The organism is Pseudomonas sp. B6(2017) (assembly GCF_002112765.1).
In the GTDB taxonomy this organism is placed as follows: domain Bacteria; phylum Pseudomonadota; class Gammaproteobacteria; order Pseudomonadales; family Pseudomonadaceae; genus Aquipseudomonas; species Aquipseudomonas piscis.
Genome location: NZ_NEIQ01000018.1, coordinates 120,785 through 134,827 on the forward strand (window position 1 = coordinate 120,785; position 14,043 = coordinate 134,827).

Sequence of the window (14,043 nt, forward strand, 5' to 3'; positions counted from 1 at the left end):
CAGGAGGCTTGGATGCACAACGACGGGAATGTAGTGCCTTTGCACAAGGCTGCTACAGATCAGGCGAGCGCTTCGCCGTTGGCCCGCCTGCCTGTGATTCTGCTTCAGGTTCGTGACAAGGCCGCCCAGCAGCTGCGCCATGGCTTGCAAGAGCTGTTCGATAACGCCGACGACACCTTGTTCGAGATGGCTGACCGGGCCCAGGACAACATCGAGCAGAACATCCTGTTCGAGGCCATGCGCGACCTGCGCCTGAAGCGCAAGAGCATCGAGCGCGGCTTTCTCGAGAAGTTCTTCGAGGCCTTCGCCGGCCTGGTCCAGTACGACCCGGCCCTGGTCATCGCCCATGCCGCGGCCTACGACCCGGAGCAGCAACCCACCCGCGATGACCTGGAAAAGACCGTCGCCGTGGATGCCATGGTGGCCAAGGTGCTCAACCGGGCCGGCTTCGCCCTGGGGCACCTGACCGCACGCCTGGGAGTATTGCTGGGCCGGCGCCTGGCCGAAGGCGAGAACCCCCTGGGGCCGGCGCTGCTCTGCGAGTATTTCCTGCAGGCCGGGCGCAGCCTGGGGGTGGAGATCAAGGTCAAGCTGATCATCCTCAAGCTGTTCGAGCGCTACGTGCTCAGGGAGGCCGAGCAACTCTATGCCGAGGCCAACCAGTTGCTGATCGCCACCGGCATCCTCCCCGACCTGCTGCCGGCCCCGGCGCGGCGTGCTTCGGACCGGGTCCGCGCCGAGGTCCAGGACGAGGCTGGCCAGGGCGGCGCTGGTAAAACCGGACAACATCCCTTCGACGAAAGCGTCCAGGAAGTCTTCGCTGCCCTGCAGACCCTGTTGCTCCATGTGCGCGGCAGTGTGGCGCCGACCCTGGAAGCCAGCGCCGAGACCCAGCCGATCTCCACTCGCGACCTGCTGCGCCTGCTCTCGCACCTGCAGCAGTACGTGCCGCCACCCAGCCTCCAGGACGATTTCGACCTGCGCAACCAGCTGGAGCAGTTGCTGACCCGGGTCAGCGTCAAGAGCGGCAAGTCGCGGGTGGTGGATGTGGCCGACGAAGACGTGATCAACCTGATCGCGATGCTGTTCGAATGCATCCTCGACGACCGCAACCTGCCGGACTCGCTCAAGGCGCTGATCGGCCGCCTGCAGATCCCCATGCTCAAGGTGGCGGTGCTGGACAAGAGCTTCTTCAGCCGTGGCAGCCATCCAGCCCGGCGCCTGCTCAATGAAATCGCCGCCGCAGCCATGGGCTGGGGCGGCTGTGACGACCACCAGCGTGACAGCCTGTACCTGCGTATCGAACAAGTGGTGCAGCGGCTTTTGAGCGAGTTCAGCGACGACCCGGCGATCTTTTCCGAGCTGCTGGCGGACTTCCTGGCCTTCACCGCGGACGAGCGTCGTCGGGCCGAGTTGCTCGAACAGCGCACCCGCGATGCCGAAGAAGGCCGGGCCAAGGCCGAGCTGGCCCGGCGCCGGGTGGAACAGGCGCTGAACCAGGCCTTGCTGGGCAAGGTCATGCCCCAGGTGGTGGTGGATTTCATCCGCGATGCCTGGAGCCAGGTGCTGTTGCTCAGTTGTCTGAAGCACGGCGACGACTCGCCGCAGTGGCAGGCGGCCGAACAGACCATGGAACAACTGATCTGGAGTGTGCAGCGCCATGCCGAGCCGGACACCGCCATGCGCCTGCTGGCCCTGGTGCCCGGCCTGCTCAAGGGGCTGCGCGACGGCCTGAGCGGCGCGGCCTTCGATCCTTTCGCCACCAGCGAATTCTTCGCCCAGCTGGAGCTTCTGCACCTGCAGGTGTTCGAGCACCAGGCCCTGGCCACGCAACAGCCTGTGGTCGCCCAGGAGCCGGCACCTACGGACATGGTCGAGGTGGCCCAGCAGATCGTCCTGCCCAGTGCCGAGGAAGGCCCGCTGGAAGCGGCGCCCCTGGCCTTGCCGGTCAATGACCCGAGCCTGCAACTGGTGGACCAGCTGCGCCTGGGGGCCTGGGTCGAGTTCCAGGAGGATGAAGACAGCATCTTGCGCTGCAAGCTGGCAGCCATCGTTCCCCATCCCGTGGCCAAGTACGTATTCGTCAACCGTACCGGGATGAAGGTGCTGGAGCGCACCCGCATGGGCCTGGCCCTGGAATTCCAGCGTGGCGCGGTACACGCCCTGGACGACACCCTGCTGTTCGACCGGGCTCTGGAATCGGTGATCGGCAATCTGCGGCGCCTCAATCACGGCAAGTGATCGCAACCGGCACCGGGATCGCGGCATACTGGGCCACTCAAGGCTTTAGTTGAAGGAATCGGTATGCGGCTGGACCCTGCCACGGGTTGGTGCGATGGCGTACGTCACTGTCCGTCACCCAATTTCAATGAACGCCCGGCGGGCGAGATTTCCCTGCTGGTGATCCATAACATCAGCCTGCCGCCGGGGCAGTTCGGCACCGGCAAGGTGCAGGAATTCTTCCAGAATCGCCTCGATGTCACAGAGCATCCCTATTTTGCCGGGATCGCCGACTTGCGCGTGTCCGCGCATTTTCTGATCGAACGTGACGGCGCGGTCACCCAGTTTGTCTCCTGTCTGGAGCGGGCCTGGCATGCCGGGGTATCGAGTTTCGAGGGACGCGAGACCTGCAACGACTTTTCCCTGGGCATCGAGCTGGAAGGCACCGACGAGCTGCCGTTCACCGATGCCCAGTACCAGGCGTTGAATCTGTTGACCGAGCAATTGCAGGCTGCCTTCAGCGCCATCACGCCACACAGGATTTGTGGCCATAGTGATATCGCGCCCGGGCGCAAGACCGATCCGGGCCAGGCTTTCGACTGGGCACGCTATCGTGCCGCCTTGGAGAAGGGGGAAGGGCAATGAGTTTTCTGGTGTTGCTGCTGGCGGTGTGGATCGAGAAGTTCTCGGCCCTGCGCCAGAAAGTGCAGCGCGACGGCTGGTGGCTGGCGCGCCTGGCACGACTGGAATCGAGCCCGCGCATGGCCGGGCGTCCCTGGAGCCTGCTGGGCTTGCTGGTGCTGCTGCCGGTGCTGGTGCTCGGTTTGCTGTTGCTGATCTTGCAGCCGCTGGCCTACGGCCTGCTGGCGGCGCCGCTGCACCTGCTGGTGGTGATCTACGCCCTGGGGCGCGGCGACTTGCTCGGCGGCCTGGGGCCGTTCCGCGATGCCTGGCGGCGCGAGGACCTGCAAGCGGCGCTGCACGTGGCCAAGCGCGACCTGGGCATTGGTGGCGACAACGGCGAGCAGTTGCTGGAGCGAGTCCAGGGCCACTTGCTGTGGCAGGCCTACCAGGGCTTCTTCGCGGTGATCTTCTGGTACTTCCTGCTGGGGCCGGTGGCGGCCCTGAGTTATCGCCTGCTGGCGCTGGCCGCCGAACACGGCAAGAACCCGGCCCTGGTGGAGCGCGCGGCGCAACTGCGGCATGCCTTCGACTGGCTGCCGGTACGCTTGCTGGCGGCAAGCTTCGCCCTGGTGGGTAACTTCGTGGCGGTGGGCCGGGTGATGCTCCACGAACTGCTCAACTGGCACATCGACGCCGCGCATCTGGTGGAGAAGGTCGGCCTGGTAGCCGCTGAGATCCCGCCGCCAGTTACCGGCCCCGAAGGCATCAACAGCCTGGACCGCATCTGGGAACTGCTGCTGCGGGCCGCGGTGCTCTGGTACGCCGGTTTCGCCCTGTATACCGTGCTCATCTGAGCCTTCTGGCGAGGGGGCCGGCTCCCTCGCCCTGTTCCCCGCTGCGCCGCCCTGGCGCAGTTAACTTTAAGTTACAAAACCTTCCCCGAAATTACGCTATACAGACGGAGCGCCGAATAGTGGCTATCTGCTGCCTTCGCCTGCCTGCCAATAAAAATAAAAGAAAAGGGAGACTTCTTTGTGAAGAGCTTGCTCTATCCCGCTGTCGCGCTGATGAACCGCCTGAGCTTCGGCATGAAGTTCAGCCTGATCAGCGTGCTGTTCTTTGTACCCATGCTGGTGACCAACTTTTATCTGGTGCGCGATTCCTACCGCGAGTTCCAGGGCACCCGGGTCGAACTGCAAAGCCTCGACCTGCTGGGCAGCAGCCTGGCCTTGCGCCGCGACCTGGAGACCCTGAACAACCAGGTGCAAATCAACGCCGGCCTGGGCCAGTCCGGCAAGGCGGGGGATCTGGAGAGCAAGATCGCCGCCCAGGAGCGCCTGGTGCTCGAGCGCCTGCAAGCCATGCAAGCGGTGACCACCGACCCCCAGCAGGTGGAGATATTCAACGCCAAGCGCGATGAACTGGTGACGGCCTTCAAGGCCCAGCAAGTGGAAAACTCGCTGCTGAACAAGAGCGGGCTGATTGGCAAGCTGCTGGGCAGCGCGCAGCTGTTCAGCCAGATCATCGCCAGCCAGTCGGGCCTCAGCCGCGATGCCCAGGGCGATATCCGCCAGCTCAGCGAGCTGATCACCGGCGTCACCCCGCAAGTCACCCAGATCCTGGGCGAAGGCCGGGCCATGGGCGCCTTCTCCCTGGGCCAGGGCTTTCTCAATTCGTCCTCCAGCACCCGTTTCGACGAACTGCTGGTGCAGATCGAAAAACTCCAGGCCGAGTATGGCCTCAAGCTCCAGGACGCCCTGGGCTCCAGCCGCGCCGCCCACGATGCCCTCGACGGCGCGGCCAATGCCAGCAAGGCCAGCCTCAAGCAGGCCAGCGAGCTGTTCGAGGAGCAGGTGGTGATGGCCGAGACCCTGGAGGCGCCCTGGCCGGCGTTCTACGAGCAGGTCAGCCAACTGATGGGGCAGACCTACCAGCTCAACGAAAACACCCTGAAGTTCCTCGACGTCGAGCTGCAAAAGCGCCTGGCGCAGAACCGTAGCCACATGGTGCTGCTGGTGGCGGCCCTGGCCCTGGTGTTCCTCTCGATCGTCTATCTCTATGGCGGTTTCTACGCCTCGACCCGCACCACCCTGCGTCGCCTGGGCGCCATGATGGACAAGGTCGCGGCCGGCGACATGACCGTCACCTTCACCGCCCACAGTCGCGATGAGCTGGGAGAGCTGGGCAGCCTGTTCAACGGCACGGTGCTGAAGATCCACGATTTGATCGAGCGGGTCGGGCATACCGTCAGCGAGGTCGAGCGCCAGGCCGGGCAAGTGGAAAACGTCTCGGCCCAGAGCAACCAGGCGGTGGCCGGCCAGCGCAGCCAGATCGAGCAGGTGGCCACGGCGATGAACCAGATGTCCGCCACCTCCCAGGAAGTGGCCCGCAGCGCTGCGGCGGCGGTCAGCAGCGCCCATAGCGTCAACGACGAAACCATCAGTGGCCGGGGCCTGGTGGAATCCCAGCAAGGCAGCATTGCCCGGCTGGCCAGCGAGATCGACCAGTCGGTGCTGGTGATCAACCAGCTGGCCAGCGATAGCCAATCCATCAGCCGGGTGCTGGAGGTGATCAAGAGCATCGCCGAGCAGACCAACCTCCTGGCCCTCAACGCGGCGATCGAGGCGGCCCGGGCCGGCGAGCAGGGGCGCGGGTTCGCCGTGGTGGCCGATGAAGTGCGGACCCTGGCCAAGCGCACCCAGCAGTCCACCGAGGAAATCGAAGACATGATCGGCAAGCTGCACGGCGGGGTCAGTGCGGCGGTCAAGGCCATGGGCAGCAGCCATGCCATGGCCAATGGCACGGTCGATCAGTCGGAGAAGGTCCAGCAGGCCCTGGAAAACATCCTCGGCGCGGTGGGCATGATCGTCGACCAGAACCAGCAGATCGCCGCGGCGGTGGAACAACAGACGGCGGTGGCCCACGACATCGACCAGAACATCGTCGAGATCAACCGCGCTGGCGAACGTACCGCCGAAGGCGCGCACCAGACCGAGGATGCCAGCCGCCAGCTCGCGGCCCAGGTGGTCCAGCTCAAGCAATTGATCGGTGCGTTCCGGGTCTGAGCCCGCCCTGTAGTGCAGCTCGGCCAGGCCGGGCTGCCACAAGCTGTAGTAATTAATCGCTTTGTCTGGGGTGTTTTTCCTGGTTTCCTGCGCGTTTTTTCCGGGCGCCACCTGCGCCCGGCCAGTCAGCCATGGCGTGTCCATGGCCCTGAGGAAATACGCCGATGACCGCTTCTTCCGGAGTCCTGGGACGCTGCGCCCACTGCCAGGCCCTGCTCGATCTTGAACCCTGGCAACTCAACGCCATGGCCATGCAGGAGCCTTTCGCCTGCAAGCACTGCCACAAGCTGCTGAAGCTCGACTGTCCCGAGCAGATCAAGCGCCTCAAGACCCTGGGCTCGTTCGCCACCCTGCGGGCGCTGTTGATCGTGCTCTGTGCCACGGTGCTGCTGGTGAGCCTGGCGCTGCAATGGATCGGGCTGCTGGAGCGCAGCCTGCAACTGGGCATCTCGGCGCTGGTGCTGGTGGGGTACCTGCTGGTGATGACGGTTGCCCGGCGCCGACAGCGCCGCCCCCTGCTGCTACAGGCCGGCTGAGGGCCAGCCGAACACTGCGCAGGCGTTACGGGTGCTGGCGCTGGCCAAGTGCTCGGCGTCGACGCCGATGATCGTCGCCAGGGCCGCGCAGATCTCCGGCAGGTGCTGGGGGCTGTTGCGCTGGTTGGGGTACATCGCCGGGGCCATGTCCGGCGCGTCGGTCTCCAGCACCAGGGCTTCCAGCGGCAGCTCGGCGAGCACCTTGCGCAGGCGCAGGGCCTGGGGCCAGGTCGCGGCGCCGCCCAAGCCCAGCTTGAAACCCAGCTTGAGGTATTCCCGGGCCTCCTCGCGGCTGCCGGCGAAGGCGTGGATGATCCCGCCGCGCTGGAGCTTGAAGCGCTTCAGGGTGGCGATCACCGCCGCGTGGCTGCGCCGCACATGCAGCAGCGCCGGTAGCTGGAAGTCCGCCGCCAGCTGCAGTTGGGCCTCGAACAGCGCCTGCTGGCGCTCGCGGTCCAATTGCTGGAGAAAGTAGTCCAGGCCGATTTCGCCCACCGCGCACAGTTGCGGATGCCCGGCCAGGCGCGCCAGCCAATCGCCCAGGTGCTGCAGGTCGGCGGGCTGGTGATCGTCCAGGTACACCGGGTGCAGGCCGAAGGCCGCATAGAGCTGCGGGTCGCCTTGCACCAGGTCCCAGACCCGCTGCCAGTTGCCCTGGTAGACCCCCAGCACCACCATCCGGCCGACGCCCCGGGCGCGGCTGTCGGCCAGCAGCGCCCCACGATCGGCGTCGAAATCCGGAAAGTCCAGGTGGGTGTGGCTGTCGATCAGCTCCACGGTTCAGCCCTGCTGGATACGCTGTTTGAAGGTCCGGGCGATGGCCTGTACGCCGGGCTGGTACTGGCCTTCTTCAATGGCCGCCAGGGCCAGTTGCAGGGCGGTGTCGGCGATCAGCTGATGTTGCTGGGCCATGGCGTTGACCGGCAGCGGCAGGAAGTCCAGCAGCTGGGTGTCGCCGAAGGTGCCCAGGCGCAGTGGCCGGGACTTGAGCGGGAAGTCGTGCAGGGCATCGAACACCCCTTGCAGCAGCACATAGGAGGTGGTCACCAGGGCATCGGGCAGGTGGCCCAGGCGCTGCAGCAACTCTTCCATCAACTGCCGGCCGCAATCGCGGCTGAAGGCCTCGCCGTGCTCGATCACCACGTCGCCGCCGAAACCCTCCAGGGCCTGGCGGAAACCCGCGGCCCGCTCCTGGCTGATGCTCAGCTCCGGGCGGGCGCCGAGCAGCACGATCTGCCGGGGCTCGGGTTGCAGCAGGCTCTGGGTCAGTTGCAGGCTGGCTTGCAGGTCGTCGCTGATCACCGAGCAGAACTGCCCGGCCGGCATCACCCGGTCGATGGCGATGATCGGCAGCCCCTGGGCCTGCAATTGCTGGTAGCTGTCGTCTTCCGGCGGCAGGCAGCTGGCGACGATCAAGGCATCGCAGCGGCGCGCGCGAAACAGTTGCAGCAGTTGCCGTTCGCTGTCCGGCGCATCGTCGGAGCTGGCGATCAGCAACTGGTAGCCCCGGGCGCGGGCGCCTTGCTCGAGCAACTTGGCGATCCGTGCGTAGCTGGGGTTCTCCAGGTCCGGGAGAATGAAGCCCAGGGTCCGGGTATGGCGGCTGCGCAGGCCGGCCGCCTGGGGGTTGGGAGTGAAGCCGTGTTCTTCGACTACCGCTCGCACCCGCTCCACGGTGGCGTTGCTGATCCGTTGCTGTTCGGCCTTGCCGTTGATGACGTAACTGGCGGTGGTGACGGACACACCGGCCAGTCGAGCGATATCACTGAGTTTCAACCCGGGATTTCCTTATTTTTGGTGCTTGCCCCGACATTTTCGCCAATCCTACCTGATCTGGGCACGCGACCAATGTCGGAAGCGGCGGGCGACCAGCAGGACTTCAAGAGGCGAAGATTATCGAGTAACTTGCCGATCCTGCTAGATTAAACGTTTCAGCAGGCGTATTTTCTGGGCCAAAGCGTAAACGTAGAAGCGCCTCCGTCGGCTGGCCAGTCCCATTTTTGGCCATGACAGCGCCTACGCTGCTGACTTAAAACAATACCTAGCGCTGCCCCGCGCTAAATAGGAGAACCCATGCTCGAACTCACCGTAGAGCAGATATCCATAGGTCAGACGGCTGTGGATAAGTCCGCGGCATTACGCTTGCTGGCCGACAAACTGGTGGCCGATGGCCTGGTGGCTGCGGGTTACCTGAGCGGCCTCGAACAGCGCGAGGCCCAGGGCTCGACCTTCCTCGGCCAAGGCATCGCCATCCCCCACGGCACCCCTGAAACTCGCGACCAGGTCTTCGCCACCGGCGTGCGCCTGCTGCAGTTTCCCGAAGGCGTGGACTGGGGCGACGGGCAGATCGTCTACCTGGCCATCGGCATCGCCGCCAAGTCCGACGAGCACCTGCGCCTGCTGCAACTGCTGACCCGCGCCCTGGGCGAGACCGACCTGGGCCAGGCCCTGCGTCGCGCCAGCTCGCCGCAGGCGTTGCTCAAGCTGTTGCAGGGCGCGCCCCAGGAACTGGCGCTGGATGCGCAGATGATCGGCCTTGGGGTGGCGGCGGAAGATTTCGAAGAGCTGGTGTGGCGCGGCGCACGCCTGCTGCGCCAGGCCGAGTGCGTGAGCAACGGCTTTGCCGCCGTGCTGCAGCAGGTCGAGGCGCTGCCCCTGGGGGATGGCCTGTGGTGGCTGCACAGCGAACAGACCGTGTTGCGTCCGGGCCTGGCCTTCGTCACCCCGGACAAACCCATCCGTTACCTGGGCCAGCCGCTGAGTGGCCTCTTCTGCCTGGCCAGCCTCGGTGAAGCCCACCAGGCCCTGCTCGAACGCCTGTGCGCCCTGTTGATCGATGGGCGTGGCCAGGAGTTGTGGCGCGCCACCAGCACCCGCGCGGTGCTCGAAGTACTGGGCGGCGAGTTGCCGGCGGACTGGCCCAGTGCCCGGATCGCCCTGGCCAACGCCCATGGCCTGCACGCGCGCCCGGCCAAGGAGCTGGCGCAACTGGCCAAGGGGTTTGACGGCGAGATCCGCATTCGTCTCGCCGACGGCAACGAACCGGCGGTCTCGCTCAAGAGCCTGAGTAAGCTGCTCAGCCTCGGCGCCCGCCGTGGCCAGGTGCTGGAACTGATCGCCGAGCCGAGCATCGCCGCCCAGGCCTTGCCGGTATTGCTGGCGGCCATCGAGCAAGGGCTGGGCGAAGAGGTCGAGCCCTTGCCGACCGTCGCGGCGCCCGTGGATGTGCCGCAAGAGCTCGCCGCCCCGGTCAGCGCCCCAGCTGCCGGTAGCCTGTTCCAGGCCGTACCGGCGGCCCCCGGGATCGCCATCGGCCCGGCCCATGTGCAGGTCCAGCAGGCCATCGACTATCCGCTGCGTGGTGAGTCCCCCGCCATCGAGCGCCAGCGCCTGCAGCAGGCCCTGGGCGAGGTGCGCGAGGACATCCAGGGCCTGATCCAGCGCAGCCAGGCCAAGGCCATCCGCGAGATTTTCATCACCCACCTGGAAATGCTCGACGACCCCGAGCTGGTGGATGAGGTGAACACCCGCCTCAAGCAGGGCGAAAGCGCCGAGGCCGCGTGGATGAGCGTGATCGAAAGCGCCGCTCGGCAACAGGAGTCCTTGCAGGATGCGCTGCTGGCCGAACGCGCCGCCGACCTGCGCGATATCGGCCGCCGGGTGCTGGCGCAACTGTGCGGCATCGAAACCCCGGCCGAGCCGGACCAGCCCTACATCCTGGTGATGGACGAAGTCGGCCCCTCGGATGTAGCCCGCCTGGACCCAGCCCGGGTGGCCGGGATTCTCACCGCCCGTGGCGGCGCCACGGCCCACAGTGCCATCGTCGCCCGGGCCCTGGGCATCCCGGCCCTGGTGGGCGCGGGCGCCAGCGTGCTGCTGATCAAGTCCGGCACGCCCTTGCTGCTGGATGGCCAGCGCGGCCGCCTGCATGTCGACGCCGATAGTCACACCCTGCAGCGGGCCGCCGAGGAACGCGACAACCGCGAGCAGCGGCTCCAGGCCGCCGCCGAACAGCGCCACCTGCCGGCCCAGACCCGCGATGGTCACGCGGTGGAAGTGTTCGCCAACGTCGGGGAAAGCGCCGGCGTCGCCGCAGTGGTGGAGCAGGGCGCCGAAGGCATCGGCCTGCTGCGCACCGAACTGATCTTCATGGCCCATCCCCAGGCCCCGGACGAAGCCACCCAGGAAGCCGAATACCGCCGCGTGCTCGATGGCCTGGGCGGGCGGCCGCTGGTGGTGCGCACCCTCGATGTGGGCGGCGACAAACCGCTGCCCTACTGGCCGATCTCCCAGGAGGAAAACCCCTTCCTAGGCGTGCGCGGCATCCGCCTGACCCTGCAACGCCCGCAGATCATGGAAGCGCAGTTGCGGGCGCTGCTGCGCTCGGCGGACAACCGCCCGCTGCGGATCATGTTCCCCATGGTCGGCAGCGTCGAGGAATGGCGCCAGGCCCGGGACATGACCGAGCGCCTGCGCCGGGAAATCCCCGTGGCCGACCTGCAACTGGGGATCATGGTCGAGGTGCCCTCGGCGGCCCTGCTGGCCCCGGTACTGGCCAAGGAAGTGGACTTCTTCAGCGTCGGCACCAACGACCTCACCCAGTACACCCTGGCCATCGATCGCGGCCATCCGACCCTTTCGGCCCAGGCCGATGGCCTGCACCCGGCGGTGCTGCAACTGATCGACATCACCGTGCGCGCCGCCCATGCCCACGGCAAGTGGGTCGGCGTCTGCGGCGAGCTGGCGGCCGACCCGCTGGCGGTGCCGGTGCTGGTGGGCCTGGGCGTGGATGAACTGAGCGTCTCCGGACGCAGCATCGCCGAGGTCAAGGCGCGCATTCGCGAACTCAGCCTGGCCCAGGCCCGAACCCTTGCTCAACAGGCCCTGGCCGTCGGCAGCGCCAACGATGTGCGCGCCTTAGTGGAGGCCATGTAATGGCGAAGATTCTCACCCTGACCCTCAACCCGGCGCTGGACCTGACCGTGCCCCTGGCGCACCTCGAGGTGGGGCAGGTCAACCGTAGCCAGGCGCTGCACGTGCATGCCGCCGGCAAGGGGGTGAACGTGGCCCAGGTCCTGGCCGACCTGGGCCATCGCCTGACCGTCAGCGGCTTTCTCGGGGCCGGCAATCCCCAGGCTTTCGATGAGTTGTTCGCCCGCCGTGGGTTCGTCGATGCCTTCGTTCGCGTGCCGGGGGAAACCCGCAGCAACATCAAGCTGGCCGAGGCCGATGGGCGCGTTACCGACGTCAACGGTCCGGGCCCGCGGGTCGACGCCGTCGCCCAGCAAGCGCTGCTGGCGCGCCTGGAGCAGATCGCCCCCGGGCATGACGCGGTGGTGGTCGCCGGCAGCCTGCCCCAGGGCGTGAGCCCGCAATGGTTCCAGGCCCTGCTGCTGCGGCTGAAGGCCATGGGCCTGAAGCTGGCCCTGGACACCAGCGGCGCCGCCTTGCGTGCCGGGCTGGCGGCCGGGCCCTGGCTGGTCAAGCCCAATGGCGAGGAACTGGCCGATGCCCTGGGCCGGCCGGTGGCCACGCCGGACGACCAAGCCGCCGCTGCTCGCCAGTTGCAGGCCCAGGGTGTCGAGCATGTGGTGGTCTCCCACGGCGCCGAGGGCGTCCACTGGTTCGCCGCTGGCCAAGCCTTGCAGGCGCTGCCGCCCAAGGTCGCGGTGGTCAGTACCGTGGGTGCCGGCGACTCGTTGCTGGCCGGGGTGCTGCACGGCCTGCTCGTCGGCCAGGACGCCGCCCAGGCCCTGCGCACGGCCACGGCCATCGCCGCCATGGCGGTGACCCAGATCGGTTTCGGCATCGGCGACCGGGCCCAACTGGCCCGGCTGGAACAGGGGGTGCGCGTGCAGCCCCTGGCAGAACAATAAGAGAGGTGCCCATGAAGTTAGCCATCGTTACCGCCTGCCCCAATGGCATGGTCACCAGCGTGCTCTGCGCACGCCTGCTGGACGCCGCGGCCCAGCGCCAGGGCTGGAGCACCAGCGTCGAGGTCCACGACCCGGCCCGTCCCGAGCGCCAATTGTCGGCCGCGACCCTGGCGGCGGCCGAGTGGGTGCTGGTGGTCAGCAGTGGGCCTGTGGATCTGTCGCGTTTCGTCGGCAAGCGGGTCTATCGCAGCAGCCCGTCCCAGGCCCTGCAGGATGTGGATGCCTTGCTGCGCCGGGGCGCCGAGGACGCCCAGGTGCTGATGGCCGCGCAAGAGCCGGGCGAGCCCGCGCCCAGCGCCGAACAGTCGGTGCCACGGGTGGTGGCGATCACCGCTTGCCCCACCGGCGTGGCCCACACCTTCATGGCCGCCGAGGCCTTGCAGCAGGCGGCCAAGCGCCTGGGTTACCAGCTGCAAGTGGAAACCCAGGGCTCGGTGGGCGCGCGCAATCCGCTGAGCGCCGAGGCCATCGAGCAAGCCGACGTGGTGCTGCTGGCGGCGGACATCGAAGTGGCCACCGAACGCTTTGCCGGCAAGCGCATCTATCGCTGCGGCACCGGCGTGGCGCTGAAGCAAGCCGAGGCGACCCTGCACAAGGCGCTGGCCGAGGGCCGGCCGGAGTCCGTGGCCATTGGCGCCCAAGCACCGGCCAAGCCAGACAAGGCCGGGGTCTACAAGCACCTGCTGACCGGGGTTTCGTTCATGCTGCCGATGGTGGTAGCGGGCGGCTTGATGATCGCCCTGTCCTATATGTTTGGTATCAATGCGTTTGAGGAAAAAGGGACCTTGGCGGCGGCCTTGAAGCTGATTGGTGGTGATACCGCGTTCAAGCTGATGGTGCCGTTGCTGGCTGGCTACATCGCCTACTCCATCGCCGACCGGCCGGGGCTGGCCCCGGGGATGATCGGTGGCCTGCTGGCCAGCACCCTGGGCGCGGGGTTCATCGGCGGTATCGTTGCCGGGTTCCTGGCCGGGTACGCGGCCAAGCTGATCAACCGCTACCTGCCATTGCCCCAGGGCCTGGAGGCCCTGAAGCCGATCCTGATCATCCCGTTGCTGGCCAGCCTGTTCACCGGCCTGGTGATGATCTACGTGGTGGGCAAGCCGGTGGCGGGCATGCTCGGGGCCCTGACGCATTTCCTCGACAGCATGGGTACCACCAACGCGATCCTGCTGGGGGTGTTGCTGGGGGCGATGATGTGCGTGGACCTGGGCGGGCCGATCAACAAGGCGGCCTATGCGTTTTCGGTGGGGCTGCTGGCGTCTCAGAGTTATGCGCCGATGGCCGCGGCGATGGCGGCGGGGATGGTGCCGCCCATTGGCCTGGGCATTGCGACCTTCATCGCCCGGCGCAAGTTCGCCCAGACCGAGCGGGAGGCGGGCAAGGCGGCGCTGGTGCTGGGGTTGTGCTTTATCTCCGAGGGGGCGATTCCGTTCGCGGCCAAGGACCCGTTGCGGGTGATCCCGGCGAGCATTGCCGGTGGGGCGTTGACCGGGGCCTTGTCGATGTATTTTGGCTGCAAGTTGATGGCGCCCCATGGGGGGTTGTTCGTGATGTTGATTCCGAATGCGATCAATCATGGGGTGTTGTATTTGCTGGCGATCGTGGCGGGGAGTTTGTTGACGGCGGGGGTGTATGCGGTGGTGAGGCGGGGGGATATGG

10 protein-coding genes are annotated in these 14,043 nt (G+C 66.9%); 8 read left to right on the plus strand and 2 right to left on the minus strand.

The window, feature by feature from the left end:
* The first annotated feature begins 12 nt into the window (after positions 1 to 12).
* From CAG11_RS26850 to CAG11_RS26870, 5 genes are all read left to right on the plus strand, one after another.
* Positions 13 to 2,241, plus strand: coding sequence for a DUF1631 domain-containing protein (locus tag CAG11_RS26850; protein WP_085599017.1), 2,229 nt, complete (start codon positions 13 to 15; stop codon positions 2,239 to 2,241).
* Positions 2,242 to 2,304: 63 nt separating this feature from the next.
* Positions 2,305 to 2,865, plus strand: a complete 561-nt coding sequence (gene ampD / locus CAG11_RS26855) for a 1,6-anhydro-N-acetylmuramyl-L-alanine amidase AmpD (RefSeq protein WP_022642186.1) — start codon at positions 2,305 to 2,307, stop codon at positions 2,863 to 2,865.
* Complete coding sequence (ampE, locus tag CAG11_RS26860) at positions 2,862 to 3,698, plus strand: regulatory signaling modulator protein AmpE (protein WP_053136966.1); 837 nt, start codon at positions 2,862 to 2,864, stop codon at positions 3,696 to 3,698. The genes ampD and ampE overlap by 4 nt, the downstream gene beginning before the upstream one ends.
* Before the next feature lie 180 nt (positions 3,699 to 3,878).
* Positions 3,879 to 5,909 carry a methyl-accepting chemotaxis protein gene (locus tag CAG11_RS26865; RefSeq protein WP_085599018.1) on the plus strand — a complete coding sequence of 677 codons (2,031 nt, stop codon included), beginning with the start codon at positions 3,879 to 3,881 and terminating at the stop codon, positions 5,907 to 5,909.
* Between the two features lie 164 nt (positions 5,910 to 6,073).
* Positions 6,074 to 6,445 (plus strand): hypothetical protein, encoded by a 372-nt coding sequence (locus CAG11_RS26870; protein WP_085599020.1) that lies wholly within the window; start codon positions 6,074 to 6,076, stop codon positions 6,443 to 6,445.
* On the opposite strand, the gene CAG11_RS26875 is transcribed toward CAG11_RS26870, so the two are convergent.
* Both CAG11_RS26875 and cra read right to left on the minus strand, forming a co-directional pair.
* Complete coding sequence (locus CAG11_RS26875; RefSeq protein WP_085599022.1) at positions 6,431 to 7,222, minus strand: TatD family hydrolase; 792 nt, start codon at positions 7,220 to 7,222, stop codon at positions 6,431 to 6,433. The two genes, CAG11_RS26870 and CAG11_RS26875, sit on opposite strands and share 15 nt — an antisense overlap.
* Before the next feature lie 3 nt (positions 7,223 to 7,225).
* On the minus strand, positions 7,226 to 8,221 hold the full coding sequence (gene cra / locus CAG11_RS26880) for a catabolite repressor/activator (protein ID WP_085599024.1): 996 nt from the start codon (positions 8,219 to 8,221) through the stop codon (positions 7,226 to 7,228).
* A gap of 297 nt (positions 8,222 to 8,518) precedes the next feature.
* On the opposite strand from cra, the gene ptsP reads away from it, so the two are divergent.
* From ptsP to CAG11_RS26895, 3 genes are all read left to right on the plus strand, one after another.
* The gene (gene ptsP, locus CAG11_RS26885; RefSeq protein ID WP_085599026.1) at positions 8,519 to 11,380 is read left to right on the plus strand and encodes a phosphoenolpyruvate--protein phosphotransferase; all 2,862 of its coding nucleotides are present in this window, start codon (positions 8,519 to 8,521) and stop codon (positions 11,378 to 11,380) included.
* Entirely contained in the window at positions 11,380 to 12,321 is a 942-nt protein-coding gene (gene pfkB, locus CAG11_RS26890; protein WP_085599028.1) for a 1-phosphofructokinase, read from the plus strand. The genes ptsP and pfkB overlap by 1 nt, the downstream gene beginning before the upstream one ends.
* 11 nt (positions 12,322 to 12,332) lie before the next feature.
* Positions 12,333 to 14,043 (plus strand): PTS fructose-like transporter subunit IIB (locus CAG11_RS26895; RefSeq protein ID WP_085599031.1); only part of this gene is annotated, 1,711 nt, incomplete at its 3' end.

Coding starts and splice junctions, on each gene's coding strand:
- CAG11_RS26850 (WP_085599017.1), top strand. CDS start 13: ATGCACAACGACGGGAATGTAGTGCCTTTGCACAAGGCTGCTACAGAT.
- ampD (WP_022642186.1), top strand. CDS start 2,305: ATGCGGCTGGACCCTGCCACGGGTTGGTGCGATGGCGTACGTCACTGT.
- ampE (WP_053136966.1), top strand. CDS start 2,862: ATGAGTTTTCTGGTGTTGCTGCTGGCGGTGTGGATCGAGAAGTTCTCG.
- CAG11_RS26870 (WP_085599020.1), top strand. CDS start 6,074: ATGACCGCTTCTTCCGGAGTCCTGGGACGCTGCGCCCACTGCCAGGCC.
- ptsP (WP_085599026.1), top strand. CDS start 8,519: ATGCTCGAACTCACCGTAGAGCAGATATCCATAGGTCAGACGGCTGTG.
- pfkB (WP_085599028.1), top strand. CDS start 11,380: ATGGCGAAGATTCTCACCCTGACCCTCAACCCGGCGCTGGACCTGACC.